At 55.6% G+C, this 21,539-nt stretch carries 15 protein-coding genes and 5 pseudogenes; 16 read left to right on the top strand and 4 right to left on the bottom strand.

Annotated elements, in window-relative coordinates; translation table 11 throughout:
- The first annotated feature begins 22 nt into the window (after positions 1-22).
- The 4 genes and pseudogenes from JCM15764_RS05230 (at position 23) to JCM15764_RS05215 (ending at position 5,188) form a co-directional block, all read left to right on the top strand.
- A pseudogene (locus tag JCM15764_RS05230) lies at positions 23-1,350 on the top strand (electron transfer flavoprotein subunit alpha).
- 49 nt (positions 1,351-1,399) lie between these two features.
- The gene (locus tag JCM15764_RS05225; RefSeq protein WP_054693341.1) at positions 1,400-3,382 is read left to right on the top strand and encodes a (Fe-S)-binding protein; all 1,983 of its coding nucleotides are present in this window, start codon (positions 1,400-1,402) and stop codon (positions 3,380-3,382) included.
- Between the two features lie 420 nt (positions 3,383-3,802).
- On the top strand, positions 3,803-4,462 hold the full coding sequence (locus JCM15764_RS05220; RefSeq protein ID WP_243688400.1) for a type 1 glutamine amidotransferase: 660 nt from the start codon (positions 3,803-3,805) through the stop codon (positions 4,460-4,462).
- A gap of 123 nt (positions 4,463-4,585) precedes the next feature.
- Positions 4,586-5,188: a DUF4410 domain-containing protein gene (locus JCM15764_RS05215; protein WP_054693338.1), complete on the top strand. Its 603-nt coding sequence runs from the start codon at positions 4,586-4,588 to the stop codon at positions 5,186-5,188.
- A gap of 95 nt (positions 5,189-5,283) precedes the next feature.
- Here the strand turns inward: JCM15764_RS05215 and JCM15764_RS05210 are convergent.
- A pseudogene (locus JCM15764_RS05210) lies at positions 5,284-6,590 on the bottom strand (acetate kinase).
- Positions 6,591-6,905: 315 nt separating this feature from the next.
- On the opposite strand from JCM15764_RS05210, the gene JCM15764_RS05205 reads away from it, so the two are divergent.
- Positions 6,906-7,187: a cytochrome C gene (locus JCM15764_RS05205; protein WP_243688399.1), complete on the top strand. Its 282-nt coding sequence runs from the start codon at positions 6,906-6,908 to the stop codon at positions 7,185-7,187.
- Positions 7,188-7,259: 72 nt separating this feature from the next.
- Here JCM15764_RS05205 and JCM15764_RS21920 read toward each other — a convergent pair whose 3' ends face one another.
- The gene (locus JCM15764_RS21920; RefSeq protein ID WP_243688398.1) at positions 7,260-8,321 is read right to left on the bottom strand and encodes an APC family permease; all 1,062 of its coding nucleotides are present in this window, start codon (positions 8,319-8,321) and stop codon (positions 7,260-7,262) included.
- Between the two features lie 17 nt (positions 8,322-8,338).
- Positions 8,339-9,244, bottom strand: a complete 906-nt coding sequence (locus JCM15764_RS21915) for an APC family permease (RefSeq protein ID WP_243688397.1) — start codon at positions 9,242-9,244, stop codon at positions 8,339-8,341.
- A gap of 412 nt (positions 9,245-9,656) precedes the next feature.
- Here JCM15764_RS21915 and JCM15764_RS05195 point away from each other — a divergent pair, with 412 nt between their 5' ends.
- From JCM15764_RS05195 to JCM15764_RS05160, 9 genes and pseudogenes are all read left to right on the top strand, one after another.
- Positions 9,657-10,388, top strand: coding sequence for a hypothetical protein (locus JCM15764_RS05195; protein WP_054693333.1), 732 nt, complete (start codon positions 9,657-9,659; stop codon positions 10,386-10,388).
- A gap of 94 nt (positions 10,389-10,482) precedes the next feature.
- Positions 10,483-10,821, top strand: coding sequence for a P-II family nitrogen regulator (locus JCM15764_RS05190; RefSeq protein WP_012646905.1), 339 nt, complete (start codon positions 10,483-10,485; stop codon positions 10,819-10,821).
- A gap of 25 nt (positions 10,822-10,846) precedes the next feature.
- Positions 10,847-12,332, top strand: a pseudogene (locus JCM15764_RS05185) (ammonium transporter).
- Positions 12,333-12,552: 220 nt separating this feature from the next.
- A complete protein-coding gene (locus JCM15764_RS26145; protein ID WP_279384286.1) occupies positions 12,553-12,678 on the top strand; it encodes a hypothetical protein in 126 nt (41 codons plus the stop codon).
- A gap of 39 nt (positions 12,679-12,717) precedes the next feature.
- Entirely contained in the window at positions 12,718-13,293 is a 576-nt protein-coding gene (locus JCM15764_RS05180) for a sensor histidine kinase (RefSeq protein WP_279384285.1), read from the top strand.
- A gap of 134 nt (positions 13,294-13,427) precedes the next feature.
- Positions 13,428-14,225, top strand: coding sequence for an inositol monophosphatase family protein (locus tag JCM15764_RS05175; protein WP_054693330.1), 798 nt, complete (start codon positions 13,428-13,430; stop codon positions 14,223-14,225).
- A gap of 122 nt (positions 14,226-14,347) precedes the next feature.
- Positions 14,348-15,541 (top strand): pyridoxal phosphate-dependent aminotransferase, encoded by a 1,194-nt coding sequence (locus JCM15764_RS05170; protein ID WP_054693327.1) that lies wholly within the window; start codon positions 14,348-14,350, stop codon positions 15,539-15,541.
- Between the two features lie 162 nt (positions 15,542-15,703).
- Positions 15,704-17,073, top strand: a pseudogene (locus JCM15764_RS05165) (sigma-54-dependent transcriptional regulator).
- Positions 17,074-17,272: 199 nt separating this feature from the next.
- The gene (locus JCM15764_RS05160; RefSeq protein ID WP_243688396.1) at positions 17,273-18,721 is read left to right on the top strand and encodes a PAS domain-containing protein; all 1,449 of its coding nucleotides are present in this window, start codon (positions 17,273-17,275) and stop codon (positions 18,719-18,721) included.
- On the opposite strand, the gene JCM15764_RS21910 is transcribed toward JCM15764_RS05160, so the two are convergent.
- Positions 18,691-19,008, bottom strand: coding sequence for a hypothetical protein (locus JCM15764_RS21910; RefSeq protein WP_243688395.1), 318 nt, complete (start codon positions 19,006-19,008; stop codon positions 18,691-18,693). The genes JCM15764_RS05160 and JCM15764_RS21910 overlap by 31 nt on opposite strands.
- Between JCM15764_RS21910 and JCM15764_RS05150 the strand changes: the two genes are divergently transcribed.
- Entirely contained in the window at positions 18,996-20,000 is a 1,005-nt protein-coding gene (locus tag JCM15764_RS05150) for a sensor histidine kinase (RefSeq protein WP_243688394.1), read from the top strand. The two genes, JCM15764_RS21910 and JCM15764_RS05150, sit on opposite strands and share 13 nt — an antisense overlap.
- Positions 20,001-20,093: 93 nt before the next feature.
- A pseudogene (locus JCM15764_RS27880) lies at positions 20,094-21,538 on the top strand (DUF4403 family protein).
- Position 21,539 lies beyond the last annotated feature (1 nt).

Genomic DNA, 21,539 nt, shown 5'->3' with positions numbered 1-21,539 from the left:
GAACCGCTTCCACGAGGCTTACATGACTGAAGAAATCAAAAAACCCTTGAAAAAACCGCGCGGCAAGGCCTGCGTCCTGGAAGGTAAGTGCATTGCCTGCGGCGCCCGCTGCCAGAGCTCCTGCCCGGTGGATGCCATAGAGATGAATGAAGCCGGTGAACCGGTGATCAACCCGGATAAGTGCATCGGCTGTGTCAAGTGCGTCAAAGTCTGTCCTGCCCAGGCTATCGAGATGTTCTTCACCCCCGAAGAGCAGAAGATTCTCGACGAGATCCTGAAGCAGGGTGCTCCTGCCGTTGAGGAAATCGATGAAGAGGCTGCTTCCCTGGCGAAGAAGCTCGCTGCCTACCGGGGAGTCTGGGTTTTTATCGAACAGACCGAAGGTGAAGCCGCCAAGGTGTCCTGGGAATTGCTCGGCAAGGGGAAGGAACTGGCTGCGGCCCTTGGCGTTGAGCTTTCCGCGGTGGTCATTGGCGAGAACGTGGAGCATCTCTGCCGTGAAGCCTTCGCCTACGGTGCCGTCAAAGCCTATCTCATGGACGCCCCGGTCTTCCATTACTACCGTACCGAAAGCTATCTCAGGGGTATCAACCACCTGATAGACAAGTACAAACCGGAGATCATCCTTATGGGCGCCACCGGTCTGGGGCGCGACCTGGCCGGCGCCGTGGCCACTGTCGTCGGCACCGGCCTTACCGCCGACTGCACCGGTCTTGCCATCGACGACAAGCGCAACCTGATGCAGACCCGCCCCGCCTTCGGCGGCAATATCATGGCCACCATCATGTGCGATAAGTTCCGCCCCCAGATGGCCACCGTCCGCCCCCACGTCATGCCCATGGCCGAACACAAGCCCGGCGCAATGGGTGAAATCATCCGCGAAACCTGTCCCGTACGTGAAGAAGACATCCTGGTCAAGGTGCTGGAGATTATCAGCGACAAGAAAAAAGACCAGGTGGATGTGGCCGGTGCCGATTTCATCGTCTCCGGCGGCCGGGGCATGATGGGCAAGGAAAACTTCGCCATGCTCCAGGAGCTGGCCAATGAATTGGGCGGGGTGGTAGGCGCTTCGAGAAGTGCCGTGGATGCAGGCTGGATGCCGCAGGAGCGCCAGGTGGGGCAGACCGGCAAGACCGTCCGCCCCAAAATATATATCGCCTGTGGTATCTCCGGAGCTATCCAGCATCTGGTGGGGATGCAGGATTCAGATGTCATCATCGCCATCAACCGCGACAAGGAGGCCCCTATTTTCGAGGTGGCTACCTATGCATCGTCGGCGACCTCTTCCAGATCATCCCGGCGCTAACAAATCTGCTGAGAGAGCTGAAATCGGCGAAAGGCTCAAAGTAACATTGAAAGCCAGAACCTGTTTTACCAATAACCAGAGATGAGGATAACCATGTCACCCAATCCGACACTTTTCACCATATTACTCGTTGCTGCCCTGGTTTTTTTCGCCTGGAGCTGCTACAGGCGTTTCAGCCTCATAACCCTCGGACGGGAGGAGAATCGCTACGATAACCCCGGGCTGCGCATCTGGGACATGCTCCTCTATGCCTTCGGTCAGAAACGGGTTGTGCAGAAGCCGTTCGGCATCAACCATTTCGTCATTTTCTGGGCGTTCGTCATTCTTCTCATCGCCAATCTGGAATTCCTGGTCCATGGCGCTTTCCCGCAATTGGGCCTGTCCGCTTTACCGGCACAGATCCACCATTTCCTGCTTTTCGCCTTCGATGGGGTATCTCTTCTTACCCTGATCGCCATTGCCTTATCCTTTGCCCGACGGATCTTCTTTCCGCCTCCATACCTCAGTACCCAGTACGTAAAGGCGAGAAGCCCCGAGGCCTTTCTCATCCTTGCTTTCATCGGCCTGCTCATGCTGGCCTATTTCGGCTTCCACGGCGCTGAAATCGCCCTGGGAGAAACGGAAGCCGCAGCTTATATGCCGGTTTCAGCCCTTGTTGCACAGTTCATCGCACCTTACCCCTCACTCCTCGCTCCTTTCGCTGCCATAAGCTGGTGGATCCATGCCCTGGTGCTGCTCGCTTTCATGTGTTTCCTTCCCCACAGCAAGCATATGCACATTCTTACCGCCATTCCAAACTGCTTCTTCCAGACCCTTGGCAAGGCCAATACCCAGCCACGGGAGGAATTCATCAAGGGTAACTCATTCGGCGTTGCCAGGGTGGACCAGTTCACCTGGAAGGACCTCTTCGATGGTTACTCCTGCACCGAATGCGGCAGATGCCAGGATGCCTGCCCGGCCACCAACACCGGAAAGCCGCTCAATCCCCGTCAGGTGATCCATGCCATCAAGACCAATCTCTTGCAGAACGGACCGCTCGTGCAGGAAGGGGGCAAACCGGTGGTGCCGCTGATCGGCGAAGAGGGGGAGGGGACCAATACCGAGGAGACCATCTGGTCGTGTACCACCTGCGGCGCCTGTCTGCAGGCCTGCCCGGTGATGATCGAGCAGATGCCGAAAATCATCAAGATGCGCCGCCACCTGGTGCAGATGGAGAGCAAATTCCCGGAGGAACTCCTGAATCTGTTCGAGAACATGGAGCAGCGCTCCAACCCATGGGGTATTGCACCGTCGGAGCGGACCAAATGGGTTTCGACCATGAACGTGCAAACCTTTGAGACGGGCAAGACGGAGTATCTCTTCTATGTGGGCTGTGCCGGTTCATTTGATTCCCGGGCCAAGCATATCACCGTGGCCATGGCCACCATCCTTGATGCCGCCGGTGTCTCCTGGGGCATTCTGGGCAAGGAAGAGAACTGTTGCGGCGACAGTCTGCGCAGGCTCGGCAATGAGTATGTCTTCGACAAGATGGCAAAGGAAAACGTCAGGCAGTTCCAGGAGAAAGGCATCACCAAGGTTATTACCCTTTGCCCCCATTGTTTTACTACCTTCAAGAACGATTATCGCCAGTACGGACTGGAACTGGAAGTAATCCATCATACGGAGTTCATCAATCAGCTGTTGCAACAGAACAGGCTGAAGCTGAACCATCAGGTGAAAGAGCTAGGCAATATCGTTTTCCATGATTCCTGCTACATGGGGCGGCATAATGATGTCTTTGACGCTCCCCGTCAGGTGATAGAGGCCGCAACAGGCAACGTGCCCCGAGAGATGGAGCGCAGCAGGGAAAATTCCTTCTGTTGCGGCGCCGGTGGCGGCCGCATGTGGATGGAGGAGTTCAGCGGCGAGCGGATCAACCTGAACCGGGTCAGTGAGGCTCTGACCACCAACCCCGACACCATCTGTGTCAGCTGCCCCTATTGCATGACCATGTTCGAGGACGGCCTCAAGGACAAGCAGGCGGGGGGAACCAAGGTCAGGGATGTAGCCGAACTGGTAGCCGAAGGCCTCAAGTAGGACGAGACGCGGCAAAAGTCCATCTGCTGCGTTATGCTCACCCTTCTTCGCTGCGGCGTAGCCTGCTACGCCTCACTCGGCAGGTTCGCAAGCCTTGCAGCTGGAACTTTTTCCGCGCTCGTGCACCATTGGCTGAGTTAACAGACCGTGCTAAAATCTTCAGGCCTCAAGTAGGACGAGACGCGGCAAAAGTCTATCTGCTGCGTTATACTCCCCTTCTTCGCTGCGGTATAGCCCTACTACGCCTCACTTGGCAGGTTTGCAAGCCTTGCATATGGAGCTTTTCCTGCATTCGTGCAACATGGATAGAGCCAACCGGCATTCACTGCAAAAAACCTTCTGAACACACCTTCCGCTCCTTTTCTTATCCCCCTTGATGGGAGAGGTAGGGGGATGGGGAGAGTGAAAATGAGGCCACCCATGCTGCTCGTCGTACAAAACGATCCGCGAGTCCCCCTTGGAACCTATGCCGACTATCTCGCGGAGGCCGGGGCACCATTCCGCACCATCCGTCCCTATGCCGGCGAAGCGCTCCCTAATCCTGCCGGTATCGGTGCCGTCATCGTCCTCGGCGGGGCAATGGGGGTGAACGATGTGGCGAAATATCCCTTTCTTGACGGAGTTAAAGATTTTATCGCCGATACCGTTGCCTGTAAGGTGCCGCTACTCGGTATTTGTCTAGGCGGCCAGCTCCTTGCCCACGTCCTTGGGGCACCGGTGGTCTGCAATTCACCTTGGGGAGAGAAAGGAACCCTGCCGGTGACGCTCACCGTGCCAGGCTCTGCTGATCCCCTCTTCAGGGAAATCGATCGCCGGTTCATGACCTTCCAGTGGCATAATGACAGCTTCGCCATCCCCAACGGCGGCGAACTCCTTGCTTCCTCATCCACCTGTCCAAACCAGGCCTTTCGCTTCGGCGCCAATGCTACGGCACCCAGTTTCACCCCGAAATCAACCGTGAGATCATCGAAAACTGGAGCAGTTGGTCCCCCGAAACCATGGCATGCAGCAGAGATCTTCTTGCTGATTTTGCTGCCAGTGCTGCTGCCTATAATGCAGCCTCCCACCGCCTGCTTTTAAATTTCCTGCAGCTGTCCGGGCTGGGCAACAAAACCCAAACACAATAATTTTCTTCTCGGGAAAACTGTGCTATAAAGCTGCTGGCAGCAATCATCTTCATTTATTTCAATATCAGGGGGAATTATGAAACTTGTTCGTGCAGTACTTTTGGCGTCGGTTGTATCCGCATTTAGCGTATCGCCGCTCTTTGCGGCCGATGAAGCGCCGCTCCCCAAGCCTGACGTGCTCACGGAAGAGGCGGTAATGACTTCCAAGCGCCTTTCCACTTACGATACCATCATTTTGCGTGATCTGAAGGTGGAGGGGGCGGAATACTCCAACATCGATGAAGAGGAAAAGCCGAAAGTTGAAGCAATGAAGCCGTTTCTGGTGCGTACGGTTGCAGAGTCACTGGAGATGGAGTTGAAGAGACGGAACATGTTCAAAAAGATCCAGAAAAATGGCGAGGCAAAGCAGAAGGCGGTAATACTGGAGGGAGATTTCACCGAATTTAATGCCGGTAACCGTGCCGTACGTTTCTGGGTGGGCTTCGGCGCAGGCAAGACCTATCTTAAGATGAAGGGTCGTTTGATCGATGCCGAGACCGGCAAGGAGCTGGCAACGTTCGAAGACCGTGAAACCGGCTACCGTGGTTCCATGACAATGGAGAGTTTCGACGATCTGTTTCCCCATCAAGCCAAATCCCTTGGGGAAAACATCGCCAACTTCATCGAAAAACTTTACTGATCAACCGACGAAGGAAAAAAAGCCGGGACTGTCACTGCAGTCCCGGCTTTTTGTTTATAGAGGATAAAGGCCGCTGTGGAAAATCTCTTCAATTCTTATCCCTCGCCGGCAGCTCTGCGGCTGGAGTCCGGCAGGTGGTACGTCCTTTTGAAGTCTGCCCGGGCGAAGGAATAGGGGAAGTGGGCCGGGTCGGTATAGGTCCCGGCAGGATGGCAGCAGTGTCCTCGGCAAAGACCAGCTCCTCGGCGGTGGGAATGACGAATATCTTTACCCGCGAATCAGCGGCGGAGATCTCCATTTCGGACTCCAGGGAAACCGCCCGGCGGTTGGCCTCCTTATCCGGAACAATGCCGAAAATTTCCAGTCCCTGCAGCGTCTGCTCCCTTATCTGCCAGGCCATGACTCCCACTCCTGCGGTAAATACCAGCGCATCAAGCGGGCCGATGGCAGCCAGATAGGCGCCAATATATTTTTTCAGCCGGTACGCCTCTATCTCGAAGGCGAGCCTGCACCGGTCATCCCCTGCCTCCATTTCACGGATGATGTCCCGCCGGTCCTTGTATCTGCCGGTAATGCCCAGCATGCCGCTCTTCATGTTGAGGATGGTGTCCATCTCTCGCGGCGAAACGTCCTTCTCCTGCATGATGAATGGAGGAATGCCAGGGTCGATGTCGCCGCAACGGGTGCCCATGGCAGCCCCCTCGATGGGCGTAAGTCCCATGCTGGTGTCGATGGATGCGCCGTCCTTGATGGCACAGAGCGACGCGCCTTTGCCGATGTGCAGGGTGATCAGATTGCACTGGGTGGCCGGTTTACCGAGAAGGGCTGCAGCCCGCCTGGAAACAAAAAGGTGGGATGCGCCATGGAAGCCGTAGCGGCGGACGCCGTATTCTTCATACCATTCGTGGGGGAGGGGATAGATGAAGGCATGCTCGGGCATGGTCTGGTGAAAGGCGGTGTCGAAGATGGCCACGTGGGGGACGCCGGGCAACAGGGCCTGTGCGGCCTCGATACCGGCTATGTTGTTGCTGTTGTGCTGGGGAGCCAGTTGAACCATCTCCCGCACCGCTTCCATCACTTCATCATCGATGAGCAGCGAGTGGGTGAACTTTTCTCCGCCATGGGCAACGCGGTGGCCGACGGCGCCGATTTCAGAAATTTCGCCTATAACTCCCAGTTCGGCACTGGTCAGCGTTCCCAGAATAAGTTCGATGGCAGTGCGATGGTCCGGGCAGTCCTGCTCGATGCGGACGGTCGGAGAGCCTGGTATTTCATGATCGAAGTAGGAGTCGCCGATAATGACCCGCTCAACAGTGCCTCCGGCCAGGACCTTGTTGTTGTCCCAGTCGAAGAGCTGATAACGTACCGAGTAGCTCCAGCAATTGATGGTTAAAATGATCACGGACACTCCCGAAGCGGACAGGAGCCAGGCAAATAAAAAAGCCGGCCTTCAAAAGCCAGCTCCGTTGCCGATTAAGTTTCTGGAGCAATACTGTCCAAGCTTCTATAGATTTCGCTGCTCATCTTCTGCTTTTATACACCTATTTTTCTACTCCATGCAACCGGTCGAAATCAACCCAAAACTGCGATAAAATTTAGGATGATTAGGGCAAGCAAATGCGGTGGTGTGGTCGGGAAATGAAAAGAGGGCTTCTTTTCCTTTGTTTTTTCGTGCTATAACAATCGACCCAGATCACAGAATATACGGGAGTTGTACATGAAACCAGCCTGGTTATCCATCCTCTGCCTGCTTATCTTTGCCACTTCAGCATGTGCCGTTTCGGAAGTGATTCCCATGAAGAACAAGGTACGCTTCAACCATTTCAATCATATGAACTATACGGAGACCTGTTTCCAATGCCATGTGGAAGAACCGGCGAGAATCAAGGGGTTCGGCAAGGACTGGGGCCATGAAAAATGCAAAGGCTGCCACACCAAAATGACCAGGGCCCCAGCGGTGCTCCGGGTGCCACAAATGGGACGAAAATGCGCCGAATGAGTAGTTCCTTATGCATTTTGACAAACAGATATCAAGCCTACCCTCATCTGCTTTCATTGCTTGACAGACCGTTCACACCTTCACCCGGATCGGCAGGATCACCGTCGTGATTCCTTCCCACTGCAAGCGGCGCTGGATGGCAAAGGCCGTCTCATTGTGAAGTAGCCGGTGATAGAACTTTTCCAGCCTGAAGGTGAGTTGTCCGGAAAACACCGCTGAGCGGGGGAACTCCTCCGCAATTTCTCTGCATAATTTTATAGCAGTTTCCACCACGTCGATCCCGGTTGCCATGCGATACTCGGCGGCAAATCCGAGACGCCGGGCCAGATCCACATATTTCTCCAGCCCTTCCCGCACCGAATCCTCCAATGCCTCCATCTCATGCACCCCTTTGAAAGACCCGGAATCGATGACCGCCACCGAGACGAAGACGATATTTTTATAGGTTTCGGGAAAGGTCGTAAGAACTGAGAGCAGGGTGTGGATGCCGAAACCATTGTAGGATGTGACGAGTTGGATGGCGGTGGAATCGTTGGGGTTGAGGGGATCGGTATTGACCGGTCCGCTGGTGGGGAAATCGAGCAGTGTTTCGTCCAGCTCGGCAATCCCCTTGCGTACCCTTAGATAATGGCTCCTGATCAGGTAGCAGAGCCCGATCACCAGTGACGTGATGACGAGGGTCAGCCAGCCCCCTTCGGTGAATTTCTCCACCGTAGTTATCACCAGTATGGTGGCACAGAGGGCGAGACCCACCAGGTGAACGGACAGGTGCTGCATCCATTTCGGGTCCTTGTCCCGCCGTTTAAGATAGAGCCTGGACATGCCGAGCTGGGACAGGGTAAAGGTGACAAAGACATTGATGGAATACATGACCACCAGTGCGGAGACCGAGCCGCTCGTATAAATGAGGAGCGCAATCGCCGCCCCCCCCATCATGAAGATGCCGTTGCGCATGGTCAGCCGCTCCGACAGGGCGGCAAAGCGGTGGGGGAGCCATGAATCCACCGCCATGTTGGACATTACCCTGGGGCCTCCGACAAAGCCTGTCTGTGCTGCTACCAATAGAAGTGCACCTTCTGAAAAGATGGTGACGAAGGCGATTGCTCCCCCCAGGGGCCAATCGGAGAACAGCATGTCGGCGAGAACGGCGTTCAGCGTTTTGCTTCTATGGGTTTTACTCCTAAAAGTGCATAGCAGATGAACAGCGCTGCTGCGGTAAAAGCAAGGGATGTGGCCATGTAAAGCATGGTCCGCTTGCCGGTCTTGACTCGCGGCTCGCGCATGATCTGCATGCTGTTGGAAACAGCTTCGATACCGGTATAGGTCCCGCCCCCCAGGGAGTAGGCGCGGAGGAAAAGGAGGGCAATGCCGACGAAGCCCATGGTGGAAAGATCGTAATCCAGTCCGCGCCGGAACTCCTCCGCCAGCGGACCGAAGCGGTCCCGGTGGGTGATGACCCCGTCCAGCAGCATGGTCAGGTGCATGATGACGAAGACGATGAAGATCGGAGCCATTACGTAGATTGATTCCTTAAGTCCGCGAATGTTGAGGATAATGAGCATCAGGGCCATGAGGCAGGCGAAAGGGACCTTGTAATGGTGGAGGTGCAGCGGCAGATAGCTGAAAAGGGCATCGGCACAGGAGGCGATGGAAACGGTAATGGTTAAAATGTAATCGACCAGCAGTGCGCAACCGGATATTACCCCCGCCCGTTGTCCCAGCATGTGGGTGGCCACCATGTAACCCCCGCCGCCATGGGGGAAGACCTCGATGATGCGGGCATAGGCATAGGAAATGATGAAAACGGTGATGGCGGTTGCCAGCCCAAGCAGGATCGCCAGATAGGTATGGGAGCCCAAGGCACGGAAAGCTTCTTCAGGGCCGTAGGATGAGGATGACAAGCCGTCGGCGCCAAGCCCAATCCAAGCCAGCACCGGAATGAGCGACATCCTGTGGAACAGGGTCGGATCATTGAGCTGTTTGGGGGCGCCTACCACGGCCCGCCTGATTTTATTGGCAACGCCCGGCCTTCTCTGATCGGGGCTGTAAGGGCTCACCTTGCCTCCAGTAATTACTCCATTAGCTCTCCTTTATTAACTATACGATGTGGTCCAGCATTTTCAATTGGCCCGCCACTGATGGTTTTTATTCCTTCGTTGCATAAAAAATAATCAGTTGTCCCCTGTTGGCAAAATGCCTGTCATTTTCCTTATTATTCAAAATTCACATTCTTCTTGTAAGTAATTGAAAAAATAGGTGCTGCCTTATTTGGAAGCATATGGCACGGCTTGTGCTATTTTCTTCCCAAAACCAGTGCACAAGGTGGTGCAGGTTAAAGTGACGGCAATGGCGCCTCTTCACCTTTGGTGAGAGGCGCCTTTTTATTTAAGAACCGGAAAGGGGGCTCACACTTCAACACTTGTTGTAACGGATATTAAATTCCATGGATTAACTACAAAGGAGTATGAAATGAAAAAGATCACAGGAATTTTCGCAATGGCAATGATGCTGACAATGGCAGCAACCGGTATGGCACTGGCAACCCCGTCAACCCAGATATGGATTCCTTCCACTGATGTGAGGGATTTCAAACAGGTCCACCTGGATGTGGACAACTATGTGAGAACCTCCACCACCAAGGGGGGCAACACCTACGATCTTGGCCTGGGCGTCGGCGTCCTTCCCTTTGAGAAGCTGAAGCTGGAAATCGGCGTCGATTATATCAGCACCGCCGGATCTGCCGATGGGCACCCCATATATTTCAATGCCAAGCTCGGCACCCCTGAAGACTCGATGTTCAAAGGTTCTCCGGCCCTGGCTGTCGGCGGATTCGGCATCGGGACAAAAAAAGACGTGACCAACCAGAATGTGATTTATGCCCTGGCTGCCAAGACGGTTCCTGTGCTGGGCCGCCTTTCCGCGGGTTATTACAATGGCAACGGGGACGTCCTTTTGAGCCTGGAGGATGGTCGCAAGGACAACGACGGCGTGCTTCTTTCCTGGGACCGCACTTTGAGCGAAATTTCCGACAAGCTCTGGGCTGCCGTCGACTACCAAGGCGGCAAGAGCTCGTTAGGTGCCCTCAATTTCGGAGTCGCCTGGTGCTTCACTCCAAAAATCTCCCTGATTCTGGGTTACGATATCTATAACGCAAAAAATACAGCCGATACCTTCACCACTCAGCTGGATATCAACTTTTAACAGGCTGTCAGTCTCCTTCAATGTTATGGGGCTTTCCAGCCCCCATTTTTCCGGGAAGGGAAACGACAAAAGGCCGGCAAAGGGGAGAAACAACATGAAAATCATAGAAGCGATCATAAAGCCGTTCAAGCTGGATGAAGTTAAAAACGCACTCAGCGAGGTGGGCATAGAAGGAATAACAGTGACCGAAGTAAAGGGTTTCGGCCGGCAGAAAGGCCATACCGAGCTTTACCGCGGTGCAGAATACGTCGTCGATTTCATTCCCAAGGTGAAACTGGAGATCGTGGTGGCCGACGAATTGGTGGCAAAGGTAATTGAAACAATCGCAGAAAGCGCAAAAACAGGGCGGATCGGCGATGGCAAGATATTTGTCCTGCCCCTGGAGGAAGCACTGCGGATCAGGACCGGTGAAAAAGGAAATGACGCAATTTAAGCAATTAATAGTTCTGGAGGCTATTATGAAAATCAAACTTTCTTTAATCAACCTGCTCATGGCTGTGACAATTGTCATGGCGCCGGTGGCAGTCCTGGCTGAAGAACCGGCCAAGGGCACTGAGTCAGTGGCAGCTGAGACTACACTTGCACCAGCACCAGCCCCTTCGGCTTCCGCCGCGGCCCCTGAAGCTGCTGCATCGGCCGCTGCCGCCCCTGCCGAGGCTGCTACGCCTAAACCGGTCGATCCGGTGCTCAATACCGGCGACACCGCCTGGATGCTGATCTCCGCTGCTCTGGTCCTATTCATGATCCCCGGCCTGGCATTCTTCTACGGCGGCATGGTCAGGAGCAAGAACGTCCTCTCCACCTCATGCATTCCTTTGTCGCCATGGGTATTGTCGCCGTGCAGTGGGCGATCATAGGCTACTCGCTGGCTTTCGGGCCCGATGCCTTCATGGGGCTCATCGGCAATACCAGCAAGGCGCTCCTCAATGGGCTGATCACCTTCAAGGACGGCAATCCGGTCTATACCCTGTTCCAGAACGTGACCACCGAACCCGGTTCAATTCCCGAGTATGTCTTCGCCATGTACCAGTGCATGTTCGCCATCATTACCGTTGCCCTCATTTCCGGCGCCCTGGCCGAGAGGATCAAGTTTTCCGCCTACTGCCTCTTCGTCCTGCTTTGGACCACCCTGGTCTATGATCCCCTGGCCCACTGGGTATGGATGGTCGATGGTTGGTTGTTCAAAAAAGGAGCACTGGACTTTGCCGGCGGTACCGTCGTCCACCTTTCTTCAGGTATCTCAGCCCTGGCAGCGATCATGTTCCTCGGCAAGCGTCATGGATTTCCCCAGGAAAGGATGGCCCCCCACAATCTGCCCCTGACCATGCTCGGCGTCGGCATGCTCTGGTTCGGCTGGTATGGCTTCAATGCAGGCTCGGCCATTGTCGGCGTAAACTGTTCCGATGCGGCAGGCGGCTGGCAGGTCTCGCCTTTGCCACAACCACCATCGCCCCGGCAGCAGCCGGCCTTTCCTGGATGATTGCCGAGTGGATTCATGCCGGAAAACCGTCGGCCCTTGGTTTCGGTTCGGGCGTGGTGGCGGGGCTGGTCGTCATCACCCCGGCAGCCGGTTTCGTGCAACCCGGTGCAGCCCTGATCCTTGGCCTCGTTGCCGGTGTCGTCTGTTACGGCGGCGTCTTGCTCAAGGCTAAGATGAAGTATGACGACTCCCTGGATGCCTTCGGCGTTCACGGCATCGGCGGCACCACCGGCGCCATCCTGACCGGCGTCTTTGCCACCGTCGGCGCCACCGGTCTTATGTCGGGCAATTTCAAGCAGTTTGTGACCCAGATTATTGCCGTAGTGGCGGCAGGCGCCTATGCCTTTATCGTCACCCTGATCATCGCCTTTGTTCTCGATAAGACCATTGGTCTCAGAGTCGAAAAAGACGATGAGATCGTTGGACTCGACCAAACCCAGCATTCGGAAAGTGCATATAATTGATCATCTGCAATCGCACCTGGCATCCCAGGCCGCTTCCTTAAGGGGGCGGCCTTTTTTCTTTGCATTGTTTTTGTGCAGAAAACTGCCTAATTTTTACGCATCCCTCAGCTATGCATAGGGCTTTATACTGGTAACTAGCTGGAATTCTGTTCAGGTTCTCTTGGCACGACTTGTGCCTCGTAAAAGGCACATCTAACGCGCCCCGGTTATGGGGGGATTAATGGAAAAAAGTCTGGGAAAAATAGTTGATGCCAACGGCCTGCTGCTGGACGAGCAGGTTCTGGAACAACTGGCGTTCAACGAAAAGATGGCTGAGCTGGGCAAGCTTTCAACCGTTGGTGCATGAGCTGAATTCTCCCCTGTCGGTGATAGTTTCCGCTGCCAGATGATCCTGCGCGAAGAGCAGCTTCCCGACTTCGTCAAGGAAATGGTTGAACGGATCGGAATGGAGGCCCAGCGTCTGTCTTTTTTTACCAGAAGCCTCCTTTCCTTTGCCCGTAGCGATGCCGATGTCGATACGGAAGCGGATGTGAACCTGGTGCTGCAGGAGGTGATGGACTTTCTCAGGTATGAGGCCCGGAAAGATTCCATAATGGTGATCGAGGAAAAAGATTTCGACCTTCCACCCATTGCTGCGGACGCCAACAAGCTCAAGCAGGTATTCATCAACCTGATCATGAACGCTTTCCAGGCAATGGAAGACGGCGGGACGCTACTGCTGAAAACCTACGCTGCCGATGGCCCTTTTGTGGCGGTGGAACTGGCCGATACCGGTAAAGGAATCCCTGTCGGGGCCATAGATCATATTTTCGAGCCCTTTTTCACCACCAAAGCGGCCAATGAGGGGACCGGCCTTGGCCTCTATATCACTCGCCACATCATCGAGCGCCTTGGGGGTAAAATACAAGTCCGGAGTGTCGTTAACGAGGGTACGACGTTCACTCTCCTGTTTCCTCTCTGACCTGGTAAGGAAAAATCAAGATTCATGTTGCCCCTGCCGTTCATCCTTGAGGTGAGCGGCTTTTTTGTCCCTTGATTTATCCTTTTTAACGGTTTAGCATGCCGCAATTGCCAATTCAAACGGAGGAATCGACAATGCAGCGATATCTGGAAACAGCCGTCCGTGCCGCCAAGGCTGCCGGGGCAATGCAGAAGGAGCGGCTCTGGTCCGAGCATGACATAGAGTTCAAGGGCGAGATCAACCTGGTAACTGAGGTGGACAAGGCTTGCGAAGCCTTGATAGTCGAGTTGATCCGTGCCGAGTTCCCCGATCATGACATCCTGGCCGAAGAGAATGATTATGCCGCCGCCAATGCCCCGTGCAAGTGGATCATCGATCCCCTTGACGGCACCACTAATTATGCCCACGGCTTTCCCTGGTTCTGCGTCTCCATCGCCCTGGAGATCGAGGGAATTGTCCAAACCGGTGTCATCTACCATCCGATGATGGATGAAATGTTCACCGCCATTAAGGGGCAGGGGGCCTTTGTCAACGGCAGACAGCTCCATGTCTCATCGAGGGGGCCGCTGAAGAACTGCCTGCTGGCCACCGGCTTCCCCTATGACCGGACCTGGGACAACGAGAACAACTTCAACAACTTCATGAATTTCCAGATGTCCGCCCGCGCCGTGCGCCGTTTCGGCGCAGCTGCTCTTGATCTTGCCTATGTGGCGGCAGGGCGGCTGGATGGCTATTGGGAGTGCAAACTGAAGCCATGGGATGTGGCGGCTGGCCAGCTGCTGGTTACCGAAGCCGGGGGAAAAGTTACCAATCATGCCCTTGAGCCTTTTTCCACGTACGATCATCGCATTCTAGCCACAAACGGAATAATTCACCAGGAAATGGCCGGAGTGCTGGCAACCAAAGAAAGTCGCTCCGCTCTCGCCGATTGATACCATCCTGTCTAAACCAGCGCCTGCCACCATGGAGCGCTGCACCATTCTCTCATTCCCCTTGCCCCCCGATGATGAATATGCTAAAAGTGTTGCACAAACAACACACAGGGGGGCGGGCCATGGCCATAGCAACAAAAATTCAGACATCCATCGAGAGCGCCTCGTGGATTCGCAAGATGTTCGAGGAAGGGGAACGGCTGCGCAAGATCCATGGCGCTGATAATGTCTATGATTTCACCCTTGGCAATCCAAATATAGAGCCGCCGGCTGAATTTTACGCCGAGTTCCGCAACCTGGCCCAGAATCCGCTGCCGGGCATGCACCGTTACATGAGCAATGCCGGTTACGAAGATACACGCCGGGCGGTGGCGGAATTCATGGCCGGGGCATCGGGCCAGGCAGTCACCGCTGGCCAGGTAATGATGGCCTGCGGTGCCAGCGGTGCCCTGAATGTTGTGTTGAAGACCATCCTCAACCCCGGCGAAGAGGTGATCATCCTCACCCCCCATTTCGTCGAGTATAAATTCTATATCGACAATCACGGTGGCGTTCCGCGAGAGGTCTGGACCGACCGCAAGAACTTCCAGCTCGATCTTGCTGCCATCGAGGCCGCCATCAACAGCAAGACCAGGGCCATCATCGTCAACAATCCCAATAACCCCACCGGCGTCGTTTATGGTGCAGAGAGCCTGAAACAGCTGGGGGACCTGGTGCAGAAAAAAGAGCGGGAGCTGGAGCGGCAGATCTATGTCATCTCCGATGAGCCCTATTCCCGCATCGCTTACGACGGCAAACAGGTGCCGAATATATTCAACGCCGTCGACAACTCGGTCATCGTTACCTCACATTCCAAGGATCTGGCCCTGCCCGGAGAGCGGATCGGCTTTCTGGTTGCCAATCCGCGCATGACCCATGTTGATCTGTTCATGGAAGGCGCCGTTTTTTGCAACCGCACCTTGGGCTTTGTCAATGCTCCGGCCCTGATGCAGCGGCTGGTGGCAAAACTGCAGCATGCTTCGGTGGATATGGGCCCCTATGAGAGGAAGCGGGATCTGCTCTACAACAATCTGACGGCGATGGGCTTTCGCATGGTCAAGCCGGACGGGGCATTCTATCTCTTCCCCCAGTCCCCCCTGGCCGACGACGTTGAGTTCGTAAGGGTGGCGCAGAAACATCACATCCTCCTCGTGCCGGGAGCCGGCTTCGGCGCACCCGGCTTTTTCCGCATCGCCTACTGTGTGGATGAAGCCATGATCGAGCGGAGCCTCCCGGCCTGGAAGGCCCTGGCAGAGGAAATAGGGGTTAAACAGTGAAAGAGCAGTGATTGGTGATTGGTGATTGGGGACTAGAAACAGTGATTGGTGATTGGCATTATACGGTGATTGGTGATTGGGCTTTTAACTTCGAACCTCGAACCTCGAACTTCGAACTTTGACCAAGAACATAGAACATAGAACATAGAACCTGAGGTTGTAATGAGCGCAACGATATTGGTGGTGGACGATGAGGAGAGCATCCGCACTTCTCTGGCCGGAATTCTTGAAGACGAGGGTTACAAGACAGCCTTTGCCGTGGATGGTGTCGAGGCACTGACCGTGGTCCAGCAGGAGATGCCGAGCCTGGTGCTCCTGGACATCTGGATGCCGCGCATGGACGGTATGCAGACGCTGCAGAAACTGAAGGACCTTTATCCAAACCTGACGGTGGTGATGATGTCGGGCCACGGAACCATCGAGACCGCGGTCAGATCGACAAAAATGGGGGCCTATGATTTCGTCGAGAAACCCCTGTCTCTGGAGAAAGTTCTCGTCTGTGTCAATAATGCCATCAGTATGAGCAGGCTCAAGGAAGAGAACACCTCCCTGCGCAGCATCGTCCTCAAGGATCATGAGATGATCGGCAACTCAGCGCCCATGAAGCAGTTGCGCGAGCACATCAGGCTGGCCGCCCCCACTAACGCATCGGTCCTTATCACTGGTGAAAACGGCACCGGCAAGGAACTGGTAGCCCGCTCCATCCACTATGGCAGCCAGCGGGGGGACAAGCCCTTCATCGAGATCAACTGTGCCGCCATTCCTGAGGAGCTGATCGAGTCCGAGCTGTTCGGCCACGAAAAAGGGGCCTTTACCGGTGCCATTGCCCAAAAGAAGGGTAAATTCGACCTTGCCGACGGTGGCACCATCTTTCTCGATGAAATCGGCGATATGTCCCTGAAGACACAGGCCAAGGTCTTGCGCATTCTCCAGGAGCGGAAGTTCGAGCGGGTCGGCGGCACCAAAGTGGTGGAGGTGGATGTGCGGATAATTGCCGCCACCAACAAGGTATTGGAGGAGGAGATCCGGTCGGGCAACTTCCGCGAGGACCTTTTTTACCGGTTGAATGTCGTGCCGTTTCACGTGCCCCCCTACGGGAGCGGCAGGACGACATTCCACTACTTGTGGAGCACTTCCTGGATAACTTCTGCCGGCGGGAAGGTCGTGACCGCAAAACCGTCGTTCCCGAGGCAGTGGAGCTGATGAAGCGCTACGAGTGGCCGGGTAACGTGCGCGAACTGAAAAACATCATTGAAAGGCTGGTGATCATGACCCCCGGCCGCACCATATCCGCCGCGCAGGTTCCCTCATATATCGGGGCTCAGGAAGGTCCACGGGATGGGGCGAAACAGGGCAGCGCACTGGAACTGAGCTCACTGCGCGAGGCAAGGGAAGAATTCGAGAAGGAATTCATCATTCAAAAACTGGAAGAAAACGACTGGAACATCAGCAAGACCGCCGAAGCCATAGAGCTTGAGCGGAGCAACCTGCACCGCAAGATCAAGAGCTACGGCATCGATATGAAGAAGTGACCTGCCGCGTGCCGCTCCGACGCTGCCGGTGATCGGAGCGGCAGGTATTCCCATCCTCCTGCCACTCGCTTGTTTTCATTAGACAATTTGTGTTTTCTCGAATCGGCTTTACTATTTAGGTAGAGTCCATCCGGAAACTCCGGATGTTATCGCCACCATTGTATTTCTGAGCCACATGCACCCGGAGGCAGAAATCAAAATGGAGCGTCGCCTGCGATGCTTTGCCGTCGGGGCCGGAGCCGTTGCTGCGGCAATTGGTGTCGTCTGTCTCCTCGCCTGGCTCTCTGGCGCCATGACCTACCGCGGTTTATCCAGCCTGACAATCAAAACCAACGCCTCACTCTGTTTGATTCTATGCGGTACGGCCCTGATGCAGGCAGTGCCGGCCGACCCCTCCCCCCTATTGCGCTGGACAGCACGCTGTTTTGCGGCAATTTGCCTGGTGGTGGGAGGGCTGACGGTCATGGAATACCTTCCCGGCTGGGAACTGGCCATCGACCAGCTGTTGGCTGTCGAGCCCCCCGGTGCAGTGGGTGTCGTAAGCCCCAATCGCATGGGGCCGCCTGCCGCTGTCAGTTTTATCCTGGGAGGAATCGCCATTTTGTTCCTTCTGCACACCCCCAGGCCTTTGGTGCGCCAGAGCCAGTGGATCGGCATCATACTGTGCCTGATTGCACTGCTGGGCCTGCTTGGCTATATCTATGGGACCGGGACATTTCATGGCGTTTCCAGCTATACGTCTGTTGCCTGGCCGACGGCCATAGCTATTGCCTTTCTTGGAGCAGGACTCCTCTGCGCACGACCAAAGGAGGGGCTCATGGTTTCGATCACCTCTGCCGATGCGGGAGGTGTTGCAATCAGGCGGTTGCTTGCAGCCGCGATTCTGGTTCCCATAGCTCTGGGATGGCTTCACCTGCAGGGGGAGTCGCATGGGCTTTACGGGCGCATTTCCGGCACCAGCTTTCTGGTCATCACCTGGATCGTCATCTTTTCATGGCTGGTGCATCAGACAGCGAAACGTCTTTTCCGCGCTGACGAGGCGAAGCGATCGGCACTGACGGCGCTTCAACGGACCCAGGCCCTTCTCCTGGAGGCAGAAAGACTCTCCCACACCGGTGCCTGGGAATGGGACCTGACCAGCGACATCTGGACGTTTTCCGACGAATGGCAGCGGCTTCACGGCACACGTGACCGGTCCCTGTGTCCCGATGAACTCGTCTCCATCGCCCATCCCGAAGATCGTCCGGCCATACGGTCAGCGTTTGATGCGTTGCGCGGGGGGGTAAGCCCATACGAGATGGAGCACAGGATCGTTCGCCAGGACACGGGTGAGGTGCGTACCGTCAAGGCCAGTGGCCAGTATCTCAGGGACAGATCTGGCCGGGTGGTGAAAATATATGGGTTCGTTCAGGACATAACAGAGCAGAAACGGGCCGAGGATGAGCTGCGGAAGAGCGAAGCACGCCTGAGTACCGCACTGGATAACCTTCGTGAAGGTGTCGTCATCGCCACCGAGGGGGGAGAGGTGTTCTACTGGAATCCGTCGGGCTGGATGATGCATGGCTTTGCCAGTCCCGAAGAAGGACGCCGTCATCTGGCCGAGTTTGAGCAGATCTTTCAACTCTCCCTGGCCGACGGCCGGTACTGACGCTGGATGAGTGGCCCATGCCCCGCATCATCCGGGGGGAAAAGGTGCAGAACGTGGAACTCGTGCTGCGCCGCATGGATCAGGAGTGGGAGCGGGTGGTCTCCTACTCCGGCACGATTCTCCAGACCCTGGGGGGAGAGCGGCTGGTCTATCTGTCCATTTATGACATGACGGAGCAGAGACGGGCGGAAGAGGCCCTGCTGGAACGGGAGGAGCGGCTGGGAATTTTTATCGAGCACGCCCCTGCCGCCCTGGCCATGTTCGACCGGCAGATGTGCTACTTGCATGTGAGCCGGCGCTGGCTCACGGACTACGGCCTGGAAGGGCGCCATCTGCGCGGCATGTCCCATTATCAGGTCTTTCCCGAGATCTCCGATCACTGGCGCCAGATCCATGCCCGTGCTTGGCAGGGGAGGTTTTACGGGCCGATGAGGAGCAATTTGTTCGCAGCGATGGTTCCATTCAGTGGTTCAGGTGGGAGGTGCGCCCCTGGCATGACGCCAGCGGAAGGGTTGCCGGAATACTGGTATTCAGTGAGGATATCACCCACCGCAAGCACGCAGAGCAGGAGCGGGAGCGGCTGATTACCGAATTGCAGCGGTCGAACGCAGAACTGCAGCAGTTTGCCTATGTCTCGTCCCACGACCTTCAGGAGCCCATTCGCATGGTGACCAGTTACGTCCAGCTTCTGCAGAAACGCTACCAGGGAAAACTGGATGAAAAGGCAGAGATGTACATCTCGTTTATTGTCGAGGCTGCCCACCGCATGTCTTCCCTCATCAACGACCTGCTTGCCCTGTCCCGGGTAGGAAGGCGGGAACGGGAGTTCATGCCGGTGGAAACGGAACTGGTAGTGAAGGAGGCGTTGGATAATCTGCGGGTTGCCATGGAGGAAAGCGGAGCAAGGATAACAAAAGATCCGCTGCCGATGGTCATGGGGGACCCAGTGCAGTTGCTGCAGCTTTTCCAGAATCTGATCGGCAATGCCATCAAATACAGGAAGAAAGAGGTGACCCCTGAGGTGCAGATCTCGGCAGAACGGAAGAAAAACCAGTGGCTATTCGGAATTCACGATAACGGCATCGGCATCGAGCCCCAGTATCATGACAAAATTTTTGTCATCTTTCAGCGGCTGCACCAAAGGGAGGAATACCAGGGAACCGGCATCGGACTCGCAATCTGTCAGAAGATCGTGGAAAATCATGGCGGGATGGTCTGGGTCGAGTCCACTCCAGGGGAAGGTTCCACCTTTTATTTTACCCTTCCGGCGGAAGGATAAGTGGCTGCTTGAGGGAAGATGCCACGCAGCCGTACAGCCTGTAAATTGACGCTGCTAAAACTATTTTAAGGCGGTGGCAACTGTGCTATAGATATGCAGGCATTCCTGCTACAACTCTTACCCTGCACACCCCACCAATCGAAGGAGCCAGTCATGTATCTGTTGCGAAAGGCTATTTCTCTGCTGAAAGTGGCAGCACTTTTCATTATCCTGACATCCTGCGCTGCCGGCAATGCCCCACTCACCAAGGGAGCGAATACTCTGAATGCCGAACGCCCCAAGGATGAAGCATGCCGCACGGAGTTGAAAAGGGAAGTTTCCACCTTGAACGTGGGGGTGGAGGCGTCGGCGGGGGATCTTGCGGCCATGTTGAACCGGATGATACCCAAGGAGCTCTACAAGGGGTCGACCAAGACCAAGGGGCTTACTGCCGACCTGCTGCGAACCGGTCCCATTGCCGTCAGTGCCGCCGATAACTTCATCCATCTCACCATTCCCATCTCCATGTCCCTGAGCTACGGCATGTTCGAGACTCCGGCCGTGGCCACCAAGCTCAAGTTCAAGATGGGCGCCAGGGTCGCCCCGGACTGGAAAGTCAACGCCGAGGTCTATTATGTGGGACTTACCGACCTTCTTGCTGAAAATGTGGGCATCGGCCCCATCTCCATCAAGCCGCGCAGCATCGTCGAGGGAATCATCCAGCCGGTGCAACGGACCCTTTCGGAGCTCATCAGCAGAAAACTCAACGAACAGTTCCCCCTCAAGGCCCAGGTGGCAAAAGCCTGGAGCTCCGCCCAGAAGCCGGTTCTCCTGGATAAGAACTACAACGCCTGGCTGACCATCAGCCCCAGGAGGTGATCCTTTACCCGCTCTATGCCCAGAAAAACCAGGTGAAGCTCAGTGTCGGGCTGAAATCCTATGCCGAACTGGTGGTGGGACCGCAACCGCCAGTGCGCCCCCCGGTGCCCCTGCCGAACCTGAAGCTGATCAGCGGAAGCGAGCGGAACTTTCGCGTCGCCCTCAACACCGACCTCTTTTACAGGGATCTTCGCGCCATTGCCCAACCGCTTCTTCTCAACAAGGAACTGGGCAGCGACGGCAGAAAAGTGATGCTGAAGGACCTGGACCTGTACGGCAACGGCGAGCTGCTGATGGTAAAGGTGGTGACGACCGGCGACCTGGAAGGAACCTTTTATCTTACCTGCAGACCGGCGTTCAACCCCCAGACCAACGTCTTTTCCGTGGAGGACGTGGACTTCGAGATGCAGACCAAGAGCCTGCTCCTCACCTCCGCCGACTGGTTCCTCCACGGCACCATCAGGAACACCATCAAAGAGAAGCTCAACATGGACCTGACCCAGCGCGTAACACAGGCCAGGGAGATGGCGGGGAAGGCCATGGCAAAGGTCAGCCTGGCGGAAAATGTCTTTCTCAACGGCAGCGTCAAGACTTTGAAACTGAATGACGTCATGGTGCAGAAGGACAAGATCTCCATTCAGGTCTATGCGGAAGGGGAGACGGCGGTGGTGTTTCATTGAG

Source organism: Geotalea toluenoxydans JCM 15764 (assembly GCF_001311985.1).
Taxonomy (GTDB): Bacteria; Desulfobacterota; Desulfuromonadia; order Geobacterales; family Geobacteraceae; genus Geotalea; species Geotalea toluenoxydans.
Note: the sequence above shows the minus strand (reverse complement) of the source record. Positions and strands in the feature narration are given on the sequence as shown.

Excerpts from the sequence above, each read along its gene's own strand:
- JCM15764_RS05195 (WP_054693333.1), top strand. The coding sequence starts at position 9,657 with ATGAAAAAGATCACAGGAATTTTCGCAATGGCAATGATGCTGACAATG.
- JCM15764_RS05190 (WP_012646905.1), top strand. The coding sequence starts at position 10,483 with ATGAAAATCATAGAAGCGATCATAAAGCCGTTCAAGCTGGATGAAGTT.
- JCM15764_RS05225 (WP_054693341.1), top strand. The coding sequence starts at position 1,400 with ATGTCACCCAATCCGACACTTTTCACCATATTACTCGTTGCTGCCCTG.
- JCM15764_RS05175 (WP_054693330.1), top strand. The coding sequence starts at position 13,428 with ATGCAGCGATATCTGGAAACAGCCGTCCGTGCCGCCAAGGCTGCCGGG.
- JCM15764_RS05205 (WP_243688399.1), top strand. The coding sequence starts at position 6,906 with ATGAAACCAGCCTGGTTATCCATCCTCTGCCTGCTTATCTTTGCCACT.
- JCM15764_RS05170 (WP_054693327.1), top strand. The coding sequence starts at position 14,348 with ATGGCCATAGCAACAAAAATTCAGACATCCATCGAGAGCGCCTCGTGG.
- JCM15764_RS05220 (WP_243688400.1), top strand. The coding sequence starts at position 3,803 with ATGCTGCTCGTCGTACAAAACGATCCGCGAGTCCCCCTTGGAACCTAT.
- JCM15764_RS21910 (WP_243688395.1), bottom strand. The coding sequence starts at position 19,008 with ATGCAAGTAGCACATCTGCCGGTCGAACATGGCCAGGGCGGCAGGGGC.
- JCM15764_RS05215 (WP_054693338.1), top strand. The coding sequence starts at position 4,586 with ATGAAACTTGTTCGTGCAGTACTTTTGGCGTCGGTTGTATCCGCATTT.
- JCM15764_RS05160 (WP_243688396.1), top strand. The coding sequence starts at position 17,273 with ATGGAGCGTCGCCTGCGATGCTTTGCCGTCGGGGCCGGAGCCGTTGCT.
- JCM15764_RS21920 (WP_243688398.1), bottom strand. The coding sequence starts at position 8,321 with ATGCTGTTCTCCGATTGGCCCCTGGGGGGAGCAATCGCCTTCGTCACC.
- JCM15764_RS05180 (WP_279384285.1), top strand. The coding sequence starts at position 12,718 with ATGATCCTGCGCGAAGAGCAGCTTCCCGACTTCGTCAAGGAAATGGTT.
- JCM15764_RS26145 (WP_279384286.1), top strand. The coding sequence starts at position 12,553 with ATGGAAAAAAGTCTGGGAAAAATAGTTGATGCCAACGGCCTGCTGCTG.